Source organism: Chryseobacterium mulctrae (assembly GCF_006175945.1).
Taxonomy (GTDB): Bacteria; Bacteroidota; Bacteroidia; order Flavobacteriales; family Weeksellaceae; genus Chryseobacterium; species Chryseobacterium mulctrae.
In genome coordinates this window covers 1,385,330-1,404,134 of record NZ_VAJL01000001.1, presented here as the reverse complement: position 1 = coordinate 1,404,134, position 18,805 = coordinate 1,385,330, and the positions used below count along the sequence as shown (strand labels likewise).

Sequence of the window (18,805 nt, the reverse complement as noted above, 5' to 3'; positions counted from 1 at the left end):
AACAAAAAAACCTTCCATCCGGAAGGTTTTTTTTTATCAATTTGAAATGTATCAATTACAAAGAAGAAGAATGAACCAACATATCAACCAATTTGTTTGAATAACCCATTTCGTTGTCATACCAAGAAACTAATTTTACAAAGTTTGGAGAAAGCATGATACCAGCATCTTTATCGAAGATAGAAGTTCTCTTATCTCCTACGAAATCCTGAGAAACTACAGCATCTTCAGTGTATCCTAAAATACCTTTCAATTCACCTTCAGAAGCTGCTTTGATTACTGCACAGATCTCTTCGTAAGAAGCACCTTTTTCAATTCTCACTGTTAAATCTACTACAGAAACGTCGACAGTTGGTACTCTGAAAGACATACCTGTTAATTTTCCGTTCAATGAAGGAATTACTTTTCCTACTGCTTTTGCAGCACCTGTAGAAGAAGGGATAATGTTATTTAGAGCAGCTCTACCACCTCTCCAGTCTTTCATTGAAGGACCGTCAACAGTTTTTTGAGTAGCCGTTGTAGCGTGTACAGTTGTCATTAAACCTTCTACGATCCCGAAGTTATCGTGAATTACTTTAGCCAAAGGAGCTAAACAGTTTGTAGTACAAGAAGCATTAGAGAAGATCTTTACATCGTCTGTAAGCTCAGTGTGGTTTACACCCATTACAAACATTGGAGTATCATCTTTAGAAGGAGCAGAAAGAATTACTTTCTTAGCACCTGCAGCAATATGTTTTGCAGCACTTTCTTTATCTAAAAATAAACCAGTAGATTCTACTACATAGTCAGCACCAATTGCATCCCACTTAAGGTTGCTTGGGTCTTTTTCTGCAGTAACTCTGATCTTCTTTCCGTTTACCACAAGGTCATTTCCTTCTACAGAAACTTCTCCTGGGAAAACTCCGTGTACAGAGTCATATTTTAACATGTAAGCCATGTATTCTGCATTGATAAGGTCGTTGATTCCTACAACTTCGATGTTGCTTCTTTCTGTCATTGCTCTGAACACAAGACGACCGATTCTACCAAAACCGTTAATACCTACTTTAATTGTTGACATAGTGTTTTACTTTTTTAAAAATTATATTAAATAGATTAGATTGCTAAAATTTCTGAAATTAATAAAAGATCTTTATTGATTTCATTATGTTTTTTAATGGCTTCTTCAATAGGAGTGTACGTTAGATCATTAGAACGCATTCCTGCCATTACATTGGTTTCACCATTCATTAATCCGACTACGGCTCCATAACCAAGTCTGCTTGCCAAAACTCGGTCTGCACAACTTGGCGAACCTCCTCTTTGCATGTGACCCAAAACTGCTACTCGGATGTCATAATCAGGAAATTCTGCTTTTGTTTTTTCTGCTAATTCATAAACGTTGGCTAGCTTTTCACCTTCTGCAACAACAACGATACTTGATGCTTTTCCTGTTTTTTCAGCATTTCTGAATTTTCCAAATAGATCTTCAATGCTGTCTTTTCTTTCAGGAATCAAAATATCTAAAGCTCCGGTCGCCAAACCACTGTTTAATGCGATAAATCCTGCATCACGCCCCATTACCTCAACAAAGAAAACTCTGTTGTGAGAAGTTGCTGTATCACGGATCTTGTCGATAGCATCCATTGCTGTATTTAAAGCGGTATCGTAACCAATCGTGTTATCGGTTCCGAAAATATCATTGTCAATCGTTCCCGGTACACCAATTACTCTGATTCCGAATTCTTCATTAAAGATTTTTGCACCGGTGAAAGTTCCGTCTCCGCCAATACAAACTAAACCGTCAATTCCTAATTTTTGACAGTTTTCATACGCTTGTTGACGTCCTTCTTTGGTTCTGAACTCCACGGAACGGGCAGATTTAAGAATCGTACCACCCTGATTGATTATATTTTTTACAGAACGAGCTCCCATTTTCAGGAAATCATCGTGAATAAGACCATTGTAGCCTTCTCTTACTCCGTAACATTCGATATTATAGTAATTTGCAGTTCTTACAACTGCTCTTAATGCTGCGTTCATACCCGGAGAATCTCCTCCTGAAGTAAGAACTGCAATTTTTTTTACAGCACTTTCTTTCATCTAGTAAAAAATTTCAAACACAAATTTACGAAAACAAGTTCAGATAACTGTAGCATTTCGAGAATAACTTTAAGGAATAGGTTTTTAATATTTAATGGAATTAATATGTCTGAATGTAAGGTTGTTCATCTCATGTTTTACATCAAAAAACAGCTATGAGATAAATCTGTAATTGTGATTAATATTAAATATTCATAGCATAGTATTTCCTTCAAAAATAAAATTTTTAATATTTCTATATCATTAGAAATTAATATCTTGGAATACCAAATTTAAAATATTTAACTATGAAAAAATGTGTATTTTACGTACTCACAGTTTTTGCATTGAGTTCTTGTTCTACAGAAGAAATGCAGACCAATTCTATTGAAGCAGAAATTGTACAGACAGATCCGCTAAGTGCAAGACAAATCAACGATCAGATTAATCAAACCACCAAGACGAAAGGAAGGTTTTCCTGGAATGAGGCTTCATCACACTTTTTGTGGAGCGGAATTGTTCAGGGAAATAAAATAGCTTCCATTGGTTTCGGAAGCTCAAAAGATGATTTTGATAGAAGTAAATCGTCTAGTTCTGAGACTCTGCAACAGGAAATTTTAGATGTCATTCAGCAATATGAAGGGAAAAACGAGCGAGTTTTGTTAGCTTCTGATGAATTTCTAAATCAAATGGATGTTTATATCGAAAAGCAGGAAACAGTGATTGCTTTGCGAAAATTAAAATCAATACGTTATTTCGAACCTGCAGATTACCGTTATTTTGAAAATGAAAATAAAATCAATGGAACTACAGCTAAATCAAGCGGAAGTTCTTCAGGTTGCGGATTGGAGTCAACTGCTCTGAGTGCTTCAGATTACACTACCGTAACTCCAAACGCAAAAGCACCTTGGTCATTTGCAAAACATAATATTACCAGTGCATGGAATTACAGCACAGGAGCCGGAGTTACCATCGGATTAATTGATTCAGGAGTTTCTTTTAATCAAAGTTTGTTGAGTGGGAGTTTTAACAATGGCTCATCTTCAGGAAGAACAATCAGTAAAAACGGAGTATATGTAGATTCTGTTTGGCCATGGAGTTCTGGCTATGACGGAGCGGATGATAAATGCGGTCACGGAACGAGTATGGCTTCTGCAATGGCGGCTCCAAGAAACAATCAGGGACAACCGGTTGGTGTTGCTTATAATGCAAACTTGATCTCTTATCGTGCAGCTTCAAACGTTGTTTTGGATGGTTATCACGAACAAGAAGGAGTGAAAATAGCCTTTACCAATCTTGGAAATATGGCAAGTGTGAAAATAATTTCAATGTCGATGGGGCATATTTTCTCTGTTGGAAAAATTGAAGATGGTGTAAAATATGCTTATTCTAAAGGAAAACTGATTTTCTGTGCAGGCGGAACTTCTACAAGTTTTACAACATTTGTCGGCGTAATTTTCCCCGCTTGGATGCCGGAAACTCAGGCGATAACGGGAGTGAAAGAAAATACTTCGAATCAGAAGTGTGATGTTTGCCACTCTGGAAGTGAAATAGATTTTACCTATCAAATGGAAAGAGCTTCCGGAAATAATATTCCTGTGCTAAGTTATTATAATGCACAAACCGATTATGTTGGCGGTTCTTCTGTAGCAACTGCTTCTACTGCAGGAATTGCAGCTTTGGTTTGGTCTAAAAATCCGTCATGGACGAGAGATCAGGTCTTAAATAAAATGAGACAGTCTGCAACCTATTATCCAACAAAAAATGCAGATTACGGATATGGAAATATTAATGTTTTACAAGCGGTGCAATAGGTTATATATTTTAAAGAGCTAACAAGAAAATATAATTTTAAAAAGTGGCGTCATTATAAATGATGCTACTTTTTTATGTTAAGTAATTATACTCAAATTGAAAAATGAGTGTTTATACGCTAACAAATATGTTTTATCTGTGGTAGTTTTGTTATGTAATTACACAACCAATACAATGTTTAATAATTTTGATAATTCGGCCAAATATTATCAGTATGACGAAACAATTTGTATTAAAAACTATTTAACCATGGAGACCAGAAACCATTCACAAAAACGGGGCGTATTTCCAAAAAGCCAAAAGAGTAGGTAAAAACAAAATATTAATCATGTCAACACAAGAATTATTAGTAGGAGGGTGGACAAAATATCACACTCTTACGCCAGAAGATCAAAAAATATTTGATGAAGCAATAAAAGGATACGTTGGAGTACACTACGTTCCTTATGAAGTTTCTACCCAATTGGTAAACGGAACCAACTATCGTTTCAAATGTAGAGCATCTTTAATAACAGGTAGTCCGGTTTGGGAAACCATGGCAGGGATTTATTGTCCAATTGAAGGTAAACCACATGTTGATTCTATTATTAGAATTTAATTGTTTTTTTTATTCATAAAATATAATCGGAAGAATTTATCTTTCGATTTTTTTGTGATTTCATATCAATAATTCAGCTTTAATCGAGTTTAAAATAAAAGAATATTTTTTGTTTTTAATATCATATTTAATATGTTTTATTGTTGCGAAAATATTTTGTATAAACATATATGATTGGTAAGTTTAAATAAAAAAATGGTATTTGGTAATTATACTTAAAATTAAAAATACGTATTTATACGCTATTAAATATATTTTATCTGTAGTAGCTTTGTCATGTGATCACAAACAAATACAGAGAAGTTTTAAAAATAGTATTGAAAGGTTTCAAAAATATTAATAAACAATCTGTATAAAAAACTTAAACCATGGAGACCAGAAACCATTTAAAACGGGGCGAAATCCGAAAAGCCACAAGAGTAGGAAAATCAAAATATTAATCATGACAACAGCACAAGAATCATTAGTAGGAGGATGGACAGCGTATCACGCTCTTACGCCACAAGATCAAAAAGTATTTGACGAAGCAATGAGAGGATTTGTAGGAGTAAAATATACTCCGCAACTTGTATCTACACAATTGGTTAACGGAACTAATTACCGCTTTAAGTGTGTAGCATCTATGCCACCTTCAGAAGTTGTTTGGGATGCAATCGTAGAAATTTACAGCCCAATTGAAGGCATACCACATGTTGTTGCAATTACAAGAATCTAATTGAAGCAATTACATATTAGAATCGGAGGATTTATCTTCCGATTTTTTTTGTGCAAAAATTTTAGTGATTATCAATCTCCTAATTGGTAATCTAAAGGCAAAAGAAATTCAATTTTATTTTTGGTGAATTCTCCTTGAAGCATAAGGTTTGCAGGATTTGAACAGTTACCGTTACTGTAGATTTCGAATATTCCGTCATTAGAATGAATGTTTGATGATTGTTGTACAGGAAGTTTACTTCTCACAATTTCCTTGCTTTTAAGCTCATAAAAGTATTTGTTGTGCTTTATTTCAAGAATATCTTTAAAATCAAGTAATACTTTACCATCAGATTTTTTGATGTAATCGGTTTCGGGAATATTAAATTTTGTAACTGCGACTTTGTATTCTGGTTCGCCAGTTTTACGGCTTATAATATCCTGAATATCTTCCGGAATAACAATGTTTTTCGTAGGTTTAAAAGTTTTTTTAAAATCTTTTAAATACCGTAATTCTTCCTCAGTAGGGTATTTTGGATTAGGAAATTTGGTTACCTGATTTACGATGAAGCCTTCATCTTTAACTTTTCCACCATACATGCTTCTTAGAAAATGAAAAGTGCTTCCGTCATAAGCATTCATTCTGTTGAGCTTCACTTTATCTGTATTTTTAGTTTCTTTGAAAAAGCTCGTACCCAAATAACTTGTAGTGTTATTTTCAAAATCAACAACAAAATCCTGAAGGTTATAGTCAATTATATAACCTAAGTTTTTATTTTCTATGATTAAGGTTTGTGGCGCTTTTACTCTTAAAATTCTATTCGTTTTATCATACGAAAATTTCAGGGAACGTTGATTTTTAATCTTTACATTAGTCTGATCTGTACCTATGAAAGAAGTAAGAAAATAATTGATGTAATCTTTATAAGCCTTTTCTGTAAAGGGAATAATGATAACCTCTTCAATTTCCTCGGCCTTGATCAAAACAACTTTTAACTTTTTATTTAAAATCTCCGAAGTATTTACGATAAATGTCTCATAGTTATCTTTTTTAAAAACTAAATTATTGTTTTTTGAAATACTTAATGAGAAGGTTCCGTCTGCTGTAGAAACAGTTCCGGTCTTTGTTCCGTCAAGATAAATGTTAACATCGGCAATCGGTTTGCCGATATCATTAACGACTGTGCCATTTATGGATTGTGACAGAAGCACATAAAAAGGACAAATCATTAAGAAGAGTAATATTGTTTTTTTCATGGTAAGCAATATTACTAAATTTATAGTGATAAAAAAAGTGGTTGAAAAGGAATTTATTTAACCGATTTTTACACTCGTCATACTCAGTGAACCGCCGATTAAATCATCATTAAATAAAACCAGATCTTCAGACTTATTTTTTAAACCTAAAGAATAAATCAATGGCAAATAATGATCAGGTGTCGGAATAGCATATTGCAAAGAAGTTCCCTGTTTTTGATAATCAATCAGGTTCTGAAAATTTCCGTCAAGAAGCCAGTTATTGGTTTTTTCACGAGCCTCGATTGCCCAGTCCCAACCCGCTCCAACAGTATCAATGTTTCGCCAGTCAATTAATCTTAGATTATGAACAATATTTCCGCTGCCAATAATTAAAATACCTTTTTCTCTTAATTTCTCTAATTTTTTAGCCAAATCAAAATGATATTGAGGCGGTTTTGTATAATCAATACTCAACTGAATCACGGGAATATCAGCGTTTGGATACATGTGTTTAATAACCGACCAAGCTCCATGATCAAGTCCCCAATTGTGATCTTCTTCAACGATTGGATTTAAAATTTCAGCAACTTCATGTGCCAATTCAGGATTTCCGGGAGCTGGATATTGCACATCAAACAAAGCTTGCGGAAAACCACCAAAATCGTGAATCGTTTTGGGCATATCCATTGCAGTAACTTTTGTTCCGCGAGTAAACCAGTGTGCAGAAATACACAAAATCGCATTAGGTTTTGGGATCTCTTTTGCCACATTTCTAAAACCCTGAACAAACTGATTTTCTTCAATGGCATTCATCGGAGAGCCATGACCAAGAAAAAGAATCGGCATTTTCTGCGAATTTTTAAACTGGCTGCTTATATTCTGTAAATCGTTGAGATTCATTTTTACTAAGATTAAAAAAGGTTCAAGGTTAACTAATAATCCCTGAACCTTCTGATTTAAAAAACTAATTATTTCATTATTCCACGCTTTGTGGCTTGCAGAAACTTATTTTAAAATTAAGCTTGTTTTACAAACTGCAATTCACCTGCAATTTTCACTTCTTCACTTACCATTACACCACCTGCTTCAAGAGCTGCATTCCAGTTAAGACCGAAATCTTTTCTGTTGATTTTTCCTTCAAAAGAAAAACCAGCTTTTGTATTTCCCCAAGGATCTACGTTGATACCTCCGAAATCTACATCCAAAGTAATTGGTTTTGTAACTCCGTTTACGGTAAGATTTCCAGTTACAGAATTGTTAAGAGCATTAGACTCAAAAGTAATCGTTGGGTTAGCTTCTGCGTTAAAGAATTCTGCAGATTTCAGGTGATTATCTCTGTCTGTATTATGAGTAGAGATAGAGTCTACATTAATTGTGGCGGTAGTTTTTGCATTGGCAAAAGTATCGTCTTCAGCTTCGATTCCTGCATTGAAATTAGTAAAGTTACCTTTGATGTTAGAAATCATCATGTGTTTTACTTTAAAAGTAATCTCACTGTGCGCTGGGTCTAAATTCCATTTTGTAGCCATTGTATGTATTTTTTTTTTGTTATTTATAATGCAAATCTAAGGCAAGAATGATTTCCGATTCATTGATTTAGGATAAGAAATTAATTTTAATATAAATTTAATGAGAATTCTGTAGTTTTTTATTCATTAAAGAAGTAAATCTTGTTTCAGGTTTTAAAATTCATAAATAATTAAAGAAAATAATTCTATTTTTGTTAGGCAATGGAAAATAAATCCCCGTTTTTAGACACTTTATTTCTTCTTAGAAAAGAGGGCGCACTGACTATTTTTTCAGATCTTAAAACATTGATTAAAAAAGAAGAAAATGATGCGGAAGATTTTTTTGAATCTGAATTTGAAAAAGAAAGATTAGATTTTTTATCCGATAAGATTCCATTCCGTAAAGAAGCTGCCATTTGGGCGGCGAAAATTTTGTATCACAGTGCTCAGTTGTATTTAATAAGAAAAGATACGGCGAAAGATTTAGAAAAACTGATTCCGCAATATCAAGGTGAAAAAGATGTTTCCGCAATTTTATCTGCAGATTTGTCGTTGAGGTTTTTACCACAATTGCTCGATGCACTTCAGGTTGCAGACTCTACAGATCCTTTGGTGAAAATGCTGGAAAATATTTTACATCAGTTTCATTATTCAGGAATTGGATTAGATTTAAATCTTGAAAAAATCAATTGGGAAGAAGAATTAAAAGACAAAACCTACCGAAAATTATATCTTGAAAGAATTGTAGAAAAGAAAGCTTATAAACTCGCCGAAATTCCTTACATCAATCATTTATTGATCGCAGAATTTGGAATGTACAAAGATATTTTTTGGAGAGAATTAAAAATAGTAGAAAACTAATCTGTTTGTATTTCTTGGCTGAGTAGAACGCCTTTGCGAACTTAAAAACGGTTAGCTTATTAAAAAAACTTTGCACTCTTTGCGTTAAAAAAGCAAAAGCAAGAAAAAATATAAAGAAAAAATGACTCAAAATATAGAAAAACTAAACAAAGTTCTCGCCTTTGTTAAAGACACTTTTGTCGGGAAAAATGACGTTGTAGATTTGCTCGGAATCTGTTTGCTGGCAAGAGAAAATGCATTTTTATATGGTCCTCCCGGAACCGCAAAATCGGCCATTGTAAGAACATTGGCAAATACGGTGACAGACGGTAAAAACTTTGAATACCTATTAACCCGTTTCACAGAACCGAACGAAATTTTTGGTCCTTTTGATATCAGAAAATTAAAAGAAGGAGAATTGTTAACCAACACAGAAGGCATGATGCCTGAAGCATCGATGGTTTTTCTGGATGAAATCTTCAATGCCAATTCGGCAATCTTAAATTCTCTTTTGATGGCTTTAAATGAAAAGATTTTCAAAAGAGGAAAAGAAACAAGGAAGCTTCCAGCATTGATGTTTGTCGGTGCAAGTAACGTTCTTCCTGAAGATGAAGCTTTGAATGCACTTTTTGACCGTTTTTTAATTAGAATTAATGTTGATAATGTAAATCCTGATCTTCTTCAACAAGTACTTTTAGCTGGTAGAAAACTCGAAAATATTCTGGAAACCGAAACTCCCGAAATCTTTTCAGATGAAATCCGAGAGCTTCAGAATTTGTGTAAAAACATAGACCTGAAACCGATTTATGAAGTTTATTTAAATACGATTATCAATCTTAGAAATACAGGAATTGCGATTTCCGATCGTAGAGCTGTGAAACTGCAAAATTTAATCGCGGCAAGTGCTTTAATTTGTGGTAGAAACGAAGCGATTCTTTCAGATTTATGGGTGTTGAAACATATTTGGGATACCGAAGAGCAGATTGAAATTTTAGAAGGAATTATCAACAGAACGATTGAAAAAGACGACCATCCGAAATCTCATCCGCAAGCTTTACAAAATAAAATTCCCAATCCTGAAGAGGTGATGAAAGATGTAAAAATCCTGATCGAAAAATGGAATAGCGGAACATTAAGTTTTGAGGAACAAAACGTGATAAAAGATAAATTAAGATATCTCCAAACCCGATGCGACTGGATCAGAAATCTTGAACAAAAACAATACATTCAACAAGAAATCGAAAGTTTATGGCAGAAGATTCTTCAAACAGTATAAAAACTTTTTGGGCAGAACTTCCAAAAGCGGATGAAGATTTTCTTGGTGCAATTCGAGACTGGAAAAATGTTCAGATTGCGATGGATGAAGAAGTGATTTGGCTGAAAGGTTTTACTGATGAACAGGCTGCTTCATCGGAAATTCAGCAGTTGCCGAATTTTATTTTGTATGAATTGAGGGATGGACTTTTATTCAGAAAAAATGCATTGGTTCCGAGTAAAAAAATGAGAACCGCTTTGCTGTGGACTCCGATTGATAAAGCTTTAAAACTCACTTTTCCTATTTCAAATAATAACTTTTTTGGAATTGATGAAAAGATTGAAGCTAAATTAAAACCAAGTGAAGAAGAGCAACCTGCAATGGCTTTATTATGTTCAATTTCAGAAATTAAAGAAGCGATTATTACAATACCAAAATTCAAATTAGAAAAACTGGATTGGATCGTCATTAATGATAAAGCATTGTTTATGGGAACTCCATTATTAAGCTTTCCCGGAAAAACTTTTTGGTTAAAAGATGATCATCTTCTACCAACAGGTTTTGATTTTGAATTTAAAAATCTGAGTTCTTTATTGCAAAGAAAATATAATGAATGCAACGAAGATTGGCTTTTATGGAGCGAAAACGGAAGTGTTTTACCAATCAAAAAAGAAGATTTCAGAAAACTATCTGTAAGCTCATTTCGTCTGACTGAAAAATCACAGGAATGGAATTAAAAGAATATTTCCAATCTTACGAAAGTTATTTCTGGGAATGGACAACGGATGAGGATGTTCCGGACGATACCGGCTATAATGAAAATAATCTTATTTCGTTTCAGAATCTTGGGGCTGTTGTTTATAGACCTTATCTAATTGAGATTTTGAAGGAGCTTAAACTTAACGGTTTACCAATTTTGAGCCCTCTTTTATTAGCTTTATATGCAACAAATGAAGGATATTTAGATCTAAAAGGTATTAAAACAAATCTCAGAAAACATCCTTTGGCAGCGCATGAATATGTTAAACATCTGATTCGTCCTGCATTTCAATTTTTAGAAACATTAAAATCTCTCCATCACAATTATAAAAAAGGAAAAAATAGAGTTCTTCTTTTACAGACAATATTCAAGTATGCGTCCAATAATATTTCGGAAAAACAATCGGAATATATTTTAAATGGATATTTACGAAATTCACGAAAAATTGCCGATTCAGCACAGAAAATAGAAATTACTGTTTCGAAGTTTTCCAAAGATTTAGGGATCTTGGTTGCTTTGAATGAAAAATTTCCTTCAAGTCAAATGATTATTCAAGTAATGAAAGGTAATTTGGTAATTGCTGATATTGAAGAAGAAGTTATTGAAGAAGAAACAACAATAGAAACCGATAAAGATTTTATTCAGGAACTCATCGAAGAACCAAAAACTTTCCAGGTTGGAAGTTTAATTAAAAGAATATGGAGCGGACTTAAAATTCCAATGCGTCATCTTTCTCGCGGTGAACAACCGATTGGCGGTGTTTCTGATATGACCAACAAAGGCGATTTCAGCAGAATGCTTTTGTCGGAATTTGCCAATGAAGATGAGGTTTTTATGAATCGTGTTGCAAATAATGAAGCATTGTATATTCAGCGTGAAATTCCGCCTGAAGAAAATGTTTTTGAAAGAATTATTTTAATAGATACTTCCCTGAAAAATTGGGGAACTCCGAAAGTTTTGGCGTTTGCATCAGCAATTGCAGTTATCAAACATCCGAAAGCGCATTCCGAATGTAAAGTTTTTGCTTTGGGACAAAATTCAATTCCGATCAAACTTGATCAAGTGGAGGAGGTGATCGATCATCTCAATATTGTAAGTCCGGTTTTGGAAGTTTCTCAGTCATTGGAAAAGTTTTTTAGTGAAGAGCATACCGAGAAAGATCTTGAAGTTTTTTTTATTACCAATCAGGAAAATTTAGAAAATCAAAAGCTACAGAAAGTCATTCACGAAAATCGGGATCGTCTAAAATTTTTGGTGACAACTTCTGCAGAAGGCGAACTGAATTTTTACAAGCATCATAAAGGAACAAGAAAACACGTTCAAAAAATCATGCTTCCGTTGCAGGAATTATGGGCAAATCCGCCAAAGAAAAATCAAAAAGGAGAAAAAAACACTTCTCTGAGAAGCAAAAAAGCAGATGTTCCTTTGAATTATCCGATTTTATTTCCAACTTCAAAAAACAGAATTGCTACATTTTTGTATGAAGGAGAGTTTTTTATTTTAAGTTCTAAAAAACAGTTGCTAAAAACTTATTTGTCAGATAATTATTACAATAAAAATTATTATGATCAGTATAAAATTCATCGGGGTTGCGAAGTTTTATTTGAAGATATTTCGGTGAGACCAAAAGGTCAGTTTGTTTTAGCTAAAAACAAACAACATCAATTTATTTTATGCCATTATCAACGAGATAAAAAATTGATTTCTAAATTAAACTTAAATACAAAAGAATATTCTGAACTGAATTTGTCTGGACAAAAAATTCCCCATCAGCATAAATTGATCTATTTTGATAAAAATTTTTATTTACATCAAATTGAAATTCCTTACAATTACAGGATAAACTTAGATGGTGATATCTCTTTAGAAGAAACTTTTGACAAGGTTAATGAAATGGATAAAAATAATTCAAAAGTTGAAACTGAACTCAATAAACTGAACAATATTGGAGTTAAAATTTTAAATAATTTCAATAATGTCGGAATCAATACTGAATTTGGATTAGTGATTTCTAATAATGAACTGACCAAGAATTATGATAATTCATTGGTTTTTTACAGGAATAAATATCCGATGAAGATTTTTGCTCAGCAAAATAAAAATAGATTTACATTTTCTGAAGGCAGTGAAATTATTACAGATTCCCGTGGAATGCTGACTTTTAAAAGCAGTAATCAAAACATTCCGGAGTTTTATATTCCATCTACAGAATCTGGCTATTTGGCTTTGGCGAGTCATACAGAATTTGGAGGTTCAGAATATTATTTGCCTGAAACCACTTTGCTGAAAATAAGAAAAATGGAAGACATGATTTTGGAATATTTAGAACCATTTATTCATCAAATTGTAGAATATGGAACTGAGAATTAAACCTTTTCCGAAAAATAATTATCCTAAAAAAGGACTTTTAATTAAAGGTTCTTCACCGTTGACGTGGTTACACGAAATGGAAATTTTAGGGATCGGTTTAAATGAAGTTCGGTCATTTCCAATTCCTTCCAATGAACCGAATATTTTGTATGGATGCTTTTTGATTTTTAAAAATTTGGCACCTTCTGAAATTGGCAAGAATTCTTATTTTCAATGTGTTGAAGACAAGCTTTTCATCCCTGAAAACACTACTTTTTATCCTAAATTCAATCCTGAAGACTGGCAAAATATCAATGCTGATTTTTTGGTGATGCATCCCGAGTTCGGGTTGGTGAAACTGAATGAAGAAATTGATTGGATTGCATTAATTAATCATCCTAAACAATCAGAAGATAAGATTCGAAAACCATCAAACGGAGTAACAATCCCCAAAGAAATTAAAAGTTTTATGGTGGACATGGATGATGACCAAGTGATGGAAGCGCTTCAAAAACCACAAACCGAAGAAGAGTGGATGAAAAACCTGCCTTTTGATATGAAAAAAGTAATGGCAGGAAATAAAAAGGAAATCGAAAAATATTTAAAATATATTGAAAAATATCCCGAAAGAACTGTAGAATTGGGAGTTCCGCTGGATGTAATGGGAACTTCAAGAGGAGATGGATTTGGTAAATTCAAATTTGGAAACTGGTTTCAAAACTTTTTTGGTGGAAGTGATAATTCTCCAGGTGAAAACTCAGGTTCTGGGAATTACCGCTGGATCTTTTTTGTTTTTATCATTTTAATTGTAGTTGCGAGAATCGGGTTTCAGTTGATTAAGGATGAGACCGAGGAACATGTGAATTCAGGGAAAGTTCAACAGCAAAACAAGATCGGAAAAATTTTGGCTTTCAAATCAGGGATTACTGATATCGATATAAAAATTGATTCTATTTACAGAAAACGAAGAGGGAAATTGATGAGTGATTTTCATGAAGCAACGAAAGAATTTCATGAAAAATCAATGGATGATGTGGTGAAAGATGTTGAGAAATATAGAATTGATGAAGGAAAAACAAAAGATTCTCTCAAAACGATTTACAATAAAAAAATAGTAAAAGTAATTACAGAAAATACCGAAAAACTACAAAATAAAATCACAGATTCTATCAAAAAAGAAGGAAACGGAATACCAGCCGATAAAGGTGTCGTGAAAATGGTACTTAATAAAAAACAGATTTTGATGGCTGACTCTTTAGGGAAACGCTACGGAACTATTGAGCCGCCAGTTTCTAAGATGGATGAAAATTCACAGGCTTATCTTGAAGGAAATAAAGGTGAGTCAAGTGATTCTGAAAAAGTTTCGGCATCAGAGATTTTTTGGCTGATTGTTTTATTGACAGGAGCTGTAGGATTGTATTCTTTCCTTTTTAAAAAGAAAAAAATACATTTCGGTGGCGAAAATGTTCCGGTAGGAATCAAGATCTTCCTCATGGTTGTTCTGATTGCGTTGTTGAGCTATATTTTTTATCCGATCATCGAAATGTTTGGCTATAATTGGTTTGTCTGGATATTGATTATTTGTGTAGCTCTTCTTTTGTACAGGCTTTTCAGGGAAGATAAAACCATTTTAAAATCTGAAGAAAATGAATAAGCAGAAGTTTATCGATAAGTTTCTGAGAGCGCTTGTGGTTTTAGCAATCATCAAAATCATTGCGATTTTTGCTGAGTTTTTTCAGAAAACATTTTGGAGCGTTATTGGAAATCTGGTCATTTTCATCGTAGTTTTAGTAATTATATTTTTTGTGGTCATCGCTCTTGAAAATAAAGAAAAATCTGGAAATTCTTCAGGAAGAAAAGGTAGTGGAGGAAATTTTTACCTTGAGAATTCTTTGTTTGACAGAATCAGAAACAAGTACGAAGAATTAGCCGAAAAATACATTGCCGAAAAAGATTATACAAGAGCTGCAAAAGTCTATATGAATTTGCTGAATGACAATTATCGTGGCGCAAAAACGCTTGAAGATGGCGGTTTGTACAACGAAGCTGCCGTGATCTACCTTAAAAAATTAAAAAATAAATCGGAAGCTGCGTCTTGTTTTGAAAAAGCAAAACAATATCAAAAATCTATTGAACTGTATAAAGAGCTTGAGCAAAAAGAAAAAGTGGGTGATCTTTATATGCAAATTAATGACACCAAAAATGCGAATTCTTATTACCAAATGGTTGTTGAAGATTATGTAAGCAATGATCAAATGGTAAAAGCTTCTCTTATTTACCGCAAAAAAATGAATGTTCCGGAAGAAGCTCAGAAAATTCTTTTACAAGGTTGGGAAGAAAATAAAGATGCTTTTAACTGTCTGAATAACTATTTTGTAAATATTAATACCATTGAAGATCTGAACCATACAATTCAGAATTTATACCTCAAAACTCCTTCTGATAAGAAATTAATTTATCTGGAAGCGATGAAGCATGAGTTTAAAAAAGATTCAAAACTACAGGAAACAACAAGAAATATTGCCTACGAGATCATTGCCGAAAACATAGAAAACCATTCTTCCATCATCAATGAACTGAAGCATTTTAATCCAAAAGATGAGGTGATTTTAAAAGATATTTCGAGATACAGAACGGGGAGAAATAAAATGTTTAGAAATTAATAACAATGCTGATTCGTCATTGCGAGGAGCAAAGCGACGAAGCAATCTCAAAGTAAATATGATATAAAATAGATTGCTTCACGTTCGTTCGCAATGACAAAATAAAAAAACATATTAAGAAAAACATTTATCTTTGCACCAATAAAATTATGACAATACAAAGAGCACATATCAGTTTAAATCTATGCGATCGCCCTGTAATAAAGGGATCGTTTGGATATGAATGGATGATATCTAATGAGGCGAAATGTGCTTGCTTTGAAAATTATTTACCGTAAACCCGTAAAGATTTAATCAAAATACTGCAAAAACGCCTCGGTCATTGAGGCGTTTTTTGTGTTTTTAGGGCGGAAATTATTTAGAATGAAAAAAAATAACCATAAAAGTGAAAATAATTTAATCAACAATGAACAAATAATTAGAAAATAAGACGTGATAGGAAAACCAATGAGAGACAGTCATTTAGGTAAAATTGATATCTGTAAAATATTACGGACAGAAATTTCCTATTCTAAAAACCAAATATAACAAATTGATTTACAGGTAGTTGGTTTAAAAATAAATTTGCGGATTTAAAAATTTCATACTTACTTTGCAACCGAAAATTAAAAGCAACACGTTTTTGATCTTTTCAAAAAAACAATTTTAAACAACAAGAATATAATGAAACAATTACATAACATATCTAATCAGTATTCAGGACGAGACGGACAAGAGCCGATGGGATTTGCGTGTATTCTTGATAGTGAATTTGTGGATAAAAGGTGCTTATATAAATGGGTCAGCTAATATAGCGACACGTCAAAAAATATAAAGCGCCTCCCGAAAAGAGGCGCTTTTTTTATGGTTTCTTTAGCTTATTTGGTAAAGCGTCGGTTTGTGGCACCGGAGAACAGGGTTCGATCCCCGAAGATACCCAAAAATGTGAATGGTCAAAAGTGAATTTTATTTCGCAAAAAGATTTTAAAAATTGACAAGCTAAGTGAATTAATAATTGACCATTCACTAGATTAAAATAATCTCATAGCTCAATAGGTTGGAGCATCGGTCTGATACGCCGAAGGTTGAAGGTTCGAGTCCTTCTGGGATTACAAAATATAATCTTATAGCTCAATTGGATAGAGCGTTGGTTTACGACACCAAAGATTGAAGGTTCGAACCCTTCTAAGATTACAAATAGAATCCCATAGCTCAAATGGTTAGAGCACCGGTCTTTTAAACCGGGGGTTGAAAGTTCAAATCTTTCTGGGGTTACAAAAAAGGAGAAAAGTGAATTGGTGAATTTTGTTTCACAAATGATTTTTAAAAATTGACGAGCCAAACGAATTGACAATTCACGATTCACATAAAAAGGTCTATTGAGGTAATGGTAACCTGCCTGACTGTCGCTCAGGCACTGCGAGTTCGAAATGCAAAGCATTCGTGAATTCAAAAGAAAAAATATATGTGATGATGAACAATCTCGCATAGACCGCAAAGATTCACGGAAAATTTCCGATCCGACTGTCTCTCGGAAAAGATTTTTGAAGTGAATCTGCAAAACTGGAAAGATAACGGTGGTTGTTTACCCGTCTTGGACGCGGGAGGTCGCAAGTTCGAATCTTGCTTTCCAGACAATTTGCTCCATTCGTCTAATGGTTTAGGACGGCTGCCTTTCGAGCAGTAGATAAGAGTTCGATTCTCTTATGGAGTGCAATAATGTGAATGGTCAATAGTGAATTTCACTTCGTAAGTGAATTTGAAAATTGATAGCAAAGGGAATTGATAATTGGCAGTTCACATAAAAGATTTCGTAGCTCAATAGGTTAGAGTATCGGTTTCATAAGCCGAAGGTTGAAGGTTCGAGCCTTTCCGAAATTACAAAATGATTCTGTAGCTCAATGGTAGAGCGCTGGTCTGTTAAACCAGAAGTTGAAAGTTCGAATCTTTCCAGAATCGCAAATAACTAAATGTTAATTGTTTCAAAAGAGAGAAAGAAAAAGTTTGTCGAGAGCAGAAGATCTTTACGCCAAAAAAACACAAAAATATAGACAGGCTTTTTCTTAACTCAAAAAATAAAGCAAAAGATTAAAGTTTTAAATATAATATAAATTTTTAGATAGAATAAAGTTTGTCAAAGCGCAGAAGTTCTTATATCAAACAAAAAATTAAGACAGGCTTTATTTTTTTTTCAATTAGAGATTAGAATTTAGAAACGTGATATTTTCTAAAAACTATCAACTAAAAACCAACAACTAATAAAAAAAACGATGGTTCGCCGAAGTGGAAGAGTCGGGGCGGTCTGCAAAACCGTTGTGTAAGCTGACTGGGTTTGAATCCCATAACCATCTCAAGTAACTAAAATGAGATTAGTTCCGAAGAAAAAGAAAAGTTTGTCGAGCGAAGAAGTTCTTACATCAAACTAAAAATAAAAGACAGGCTTTGTTTTCTTCAAATGAGAAATTAGATGTTAGAAATTAGAAGTTAGAATGAAAATCATTCATCTTCTATCAATTATCATCTATAAAAAAGGAAGTACGCCGAAGTTGGAGAGTCGGGGCAGACTGTAAATCTGTTGCTTCATTGCTGAGTAGGTTCGAATCCTACTACTTCCACCAACCGCTTATAATGTAAAGGAAGCATGCAGGAAATATACTCTTGTTGTTCAGGTTCGATTCCTGGTTAGTGGTCAAAAAAAGTGAAATGTGAATAGTGAATTTTGCTACGCAAGTGAATTTAAAACTTGACTGCAAAGCAAATTGAAGATTCCACATTCACAAGAAAAATGCTCTATTCGTCTAACGGTTTAGGACGACTGCCTTTCGAGCAGAAAACAAGGGTTCGATTCCCTTATAGAGTACAAAATATGAGTAATGGGTAATGTGCAATGAGTAATTATTACCAGCATAAATTATTAAGGAAGAATTTATATAATTAATTATACATTACTTATTCCTCATAGAAACTTGCGGGAATGGCGGAATTGGCAGACGCACTTGGTTTAGGCTCAAGATATTGAGGGTTCGACTCCCTTTTCCCGTACAA

The 18,805-nt window shown here is 33.5% G+C and carries 14 protein-coding genes and 12 tRNA genes; 21 read left to right on the top strand and 5 right to left on the bottom strand.

Going from position 1 to position 18,805, the window contains the following annotated elements:
• Nucleotides 1–55: 55 nt before the first annotated feature.
• Entirely contained in the window at nt 56–1,060 is a 1,005-nt protein-coding gene (gene gap / locus FDY99_RS06280; protein WP_066679504.1) for a type I glyceraldehyde-3-phosphate dehydrogenase, read from the bottom strand.
• 35 nt (nt 1,061–1,095) lie between these two features.
• Nucleotides 1,096–2,082, bottom strand: a complete 987-nt coding sequence (pfkA, locus tag FDY99_RS06275; protein ID WP_102979737.1) for a 6-phosphofructokinase — start codon at nt 2,080–2,082, stop codon at nt 1,096–1,098.
• Between the two features lie 287 nt (nt 2,083–2,369).
• Between pfkA and FDY99_RS06270 the strand changes: the two genes are divergently transcribed.
• The 3 genes from FDY99_RS06270 (at nt 2,370) to FDY99_RS06260 (ending at nt 5,189) form a co-directional block, all read left to right on the top strand.
• Nucleotides 2,370–3,875 (top strand): S8 family peptidase, encoded by a 1,506-nt coding sequence (locus FDY99_RS06270; RefSeq protein ID WP_139420032.1) that lies wholly within the window; start codon nt 2,370–2,372, stop codon nt 3,873–3,875.
• A gap of 329 nt (nt 3,876–4,204) precedes the next feature.
• The gene (locus FDY99_RS06265; protein ID WP_139420031.1) at nt 4,205–4,474 is read left to right on the top strand and encodes a hypothetical protein; all 270 of its coding nucleotides are present in this window, start codon (nt 4,205–4,207) and stop codon (nt 4,472–4,474) included.
• A gap of 442 nt (nt 4,475–4,916) precedes the next feature.
• On the top strand, nt 4,917–5,189 hold the full coding sequence (locus FDY99_RS06260; protein ID WP_139420029.1) for a hypothetical protein: 273 nt from the start codon (nt 4,917–4,919) through the stop codon (nt 5,187–5,189).
• A gap of 71 nt (nt 5,190–5,260) precedes the next feature.
• Here FDY99_RS06260 and FDY99_RS06255 read toward each other — a convergent pair whose 3' ends face one another.
• The 3 genes from FDY99_RS06255 to FDY99_RS06245 form a co-directional block, all read right to left on the bottom strand.
• The gene (locus FDY99_RS06255) at nt 5,261–6,424 is read right to left on the bottom strand and encodes a carboxypeptidase-like regulatory domain-containing protein (protein ID WP_139420027.1); all 1,164 of its coding nucleotides are present in this window, start codon (nt 6,422–6,424) and stop codon (nt 5,261–5,263) included.
• Nucleotides 6,425–6,481: 57 nt separating this feature from the next.
• On the bottom strand, nt 6,482–7,306 hold the full coding sequence (gene ygiD, locus FDY99_RS06250; protein ID WP_139420025.1) for a 4,5-DOPA-extradiol-dioxygenase: 825 nt from the start codon (nt 7,304–7,306) through the stop codon (nt 6,482–6,484).
• 116 nt (nt 7,307–7,422) lie between these two features.
• Nucleotides 7,423–7,935 (bottom strand): YceI family protein, encoded by a 513-nt coding sequence (locus tag FDY99_RS06245; protein WP_139420023.1) that lies wholly within the window; start codon nt 7,933–7,935, stop codon nt 7,423–7,425.
• Nucleotides 7,936–8,136: 201 nt separating this feature from the next.
• On the opposite strand from FDY99_RS06245, the gene FDY99_RS06240 reads away from it, so the two are divergent.
• The 18 genes from FDY99_RS06240 (at nt 8,137) to FDY99_RS06160 (ending at nt 18,802) form a co-directional block, all read left to right on the top strand.
• Entirely contained in the window at nt 8,137–8,775 is a 639-nt protein-coding gene (locus FDY99_RS06240; protein WP_139420021.1) for a hypothetical protein, read from the top strand.
• 121 nt (nt 8,776–8,896) lie between these two features.
• Complete coding sequence (locus FDY99_RS06235) at nt 8,897–10,030, top strand: AAA family ATPase (RefSeq protein ID WP_139420019.1); 1,134 nt, start codon at nt 8,897–8,899, stop codon at nt 10,028–10,030.
• Complete coding sequence (locus tag FDY99_RS06230; RefSeq protein WP_139420016.1) at nt 10,003–10,746, top strand: hypothetical protein; 744 nt, start codon at nt 10,003–10,005, stop codon at nt 10,744–10,746. Before FDY99_RS06235 ends, FDY99_RS06230 begins: the two co-directional genes overlap by 28 nt.
• Entirely contained in the window at nt 10,737–13,139 is a 2,403-nt protein-coding gene (locus FDY99_RS06225) for a hypothetical protein (protein ID WP_139420014.1), read from the top strand. The genes FDY99_RS06230 and FDY99_RS06225 overlap by 10 nt, the downstream gene beginning before the upstream one ends.
• Nucleotides 13,123–14,772 (top strand): APC family permease, encoded by a 1,650-nt coding sequence (locus FDY99_RS06220; protein WP_139420012.1) that lies wholly within the window; start codon nt 13,123–13,125, stop codon nt 14,770–14,772. Before FDY99_RS06225 ends, FDY99_RS06220 begins: the two co-directional genes overlap by 17 nt.
• The gene (locus tag FDY99_RS06215) at nt 14,765–15,781 is read left to right on the top strand and encodes a tetratricopeptide repeat protein (protein WP_139420010.1); all 1,017 of its coding nucleotides are present in this window, start codon (nt 14,765–14,767) and stop codon (nt 15,779–15,781) included. The genes FDY99_RS06220 and FDY99_RS06215 overlap by 8 nt, the downstream gene beginning before the upstream one ends.
• A gap of 845 nt (nt 15,782–16,626) precedes the next feature.
• Nucleotides 16,627–16,699, top strand: a tRNA-His gene (locus FDY99_RS06205).
• A 99-nt stretch (nt 16,700–16,798) separates the two neighbouring features.
• Nucleotides 16,799–16,872 (top strand) — tRNA-Ile (locus FDY99_RS06200).
• A gap of 8 nt (nt 16,873–16,880) precedes the next feature.
• Nucleotides 16,881–16,954, top strand: a tRNA-Arg gene (locus FDY99_RS06195).
• A gap of 7 nt (nt 16,955–16,961) precedes the next feature.
• Nucleotides 16,962–17,035: transfer RNA gene (locus FDY99_RS06190), tRNA-Lys, on the top strand.
• A gap of 288 nt (nt 17,036–17,323) precedes the next feature.
• Nucleotides 17,324–17,395: transfer RNA gene (locus FDY99_RS22950), tRNA-Pro, on the top strand.
• Between the two features lie 6 nt (nt 17,396–17,401).
• Nucleotides 17,402–17,474, top strand: a tRNA-Glu gene (locus FDY99_RS06185).
• 93 nt (nt 17,475–17,567) lie between these two features.
• Nucleotides 17,568–17,641 (top strand) — tRNA-Met (locus FDY99_RS06180).
• A 6-nt stretch (nt 17,642–17,647) separates the two neighbouring features.
• A tRNA-Asn gene (locus FDY99_RS06175) sits at nt 17,648–17,719 on the top strand.
• 310 nt (nt 17,720–18,029) lie between these two features.
• A tRNA-Cys gene (locus FDY99_RS22945) sits at nt 18,030–18,111 on the top strand.
• A gap of 180 nt (nt 18,112–18,291) precedes the next feature.
• Nucleotides 18,292–18,378, top strand: a tRNA-Tyr gene (locus tag FDY99_RS06170).
• A gap of 169 nt (nt 18,379–18,547) precedes the next feature.
• Nucleotides 18,548–18,620 (top strand) — tRNA-Glu (locus tag FDY99_RS06165).
• A gap of 108 nt (nt 18,621–18,728) precedes the next feature.
• A tRNA-Leu gene (locus FDY99_RS06160) sits at nt 18,729–18,802 on the top strand.
• The last annotated feature ends 3 nt before the right edge of the window (nt 18,803–18,805 follow it).

What these genes read in the sequence shown, in the direction of transcription:
- gap (WP_066679504.1), bottom strand. Translation starts at nt 1,060, where the DNA reads ATGTCAACAATTAAAGTAGGTATTAACGGTTTTGGTAGAATCGGTCGT.
- pfkA (WP_102979737.1), bottom strand. Translation starts at nt 2,082, where the DNA reads ATGAAAGAAAGTGCTGTAAAAAAAATTGCAGTTCTTACTTCAGGAGGA.
- FDY99_RS06270 (WP_139420032.1), top strand. Translation starts at nt 2,370, where the DNA reads ATGAAAAAATGTGTATTTTACGTACTCACAGTTTTTGCATTGAGTTCT.
- FDY99_RS06265 (WP_139420031.1), top strand. Translation starts at nt 4,205, where the DNA reads ATGTCAACACAAGAATTATTAGTAGGAGGGTGGACAAAATATCACACT.
- FDY99_RS06260 (WP_139420029.1), top strand. Translation starts at nt 4,917, where the DNA reads ATGACAACAGCACAAGAATCATTAGTAGGAGGATGGACAGCGTATCAC.
- FDY99_RS06255 (WP_139420027.1), bottom strand. Translation starts at nt 6,424, where the DNA reads ATGAAAAAAACAATATTACTCTTCTTAATGATTTGTCCTTTTTATGTG.
- ygiD (WP_139420025.1), bottom strand. Translation starts at nt 7,306, where the DNA reads ATGAATCTCAACGATTTACAGAATATAAGCAGCCAGTTTAAAAATTCG.
- FDY99_RS06245 (WP_139420023.1), bottom strand. Translation starts at nt 7,935, where the DNA reads ATGGCTACAAAATGGAATTTAGACCCAGCGCACAGTGAGATTACTTTT.
- FDY99_RS06240 (WP_139420021.1), top strand. Translation starts at nt 8,137, where the DNA reads ATGGAAAATAAATCCCCGTTTTTAGACACTTTATTTCTTCTTAGAAAA.
- FDY99_RS06235 (WP_139420019.1), top strand. Translation starts at nt 8,897, where the DNA reads ATGACTCAAAATATAGAAAAACTAAACAAAGTTCTCGCCTTTGTTAAA.
- FDY99_RS06230 (WP_139420016.1), top strand. Translation starts at nt 10,003, where the DNA reads ATGGCAGAAGATTCTTCAAACAGTATAAAAACTTTTTGGGCAGAACTT.
- FDY99_RS06225 (WP_139420014.1), top strand. Translation starts at nt 10,737, where the DNA reads ATGGAATTAAAAGAATATTTCCAATCTTACGAAAGTTATTTCTGGGAA.
- FDY99_RS06220 (WP_139420012.1), top strand. Translation starts at nt 13,123, where the DNA reads ATGGAACTGAGAATTAAACCTTTTCCGAAAAATAATTATCCTAAAAAA.
- FDY99_RS06215 (WP_139420010.1), top strand. Translation starts at nt 14,765, where the DNA reads ATGAATAAGCAGAAGTTTATCGATAAGTTTCTGAGAGCGCTTGTGGTT.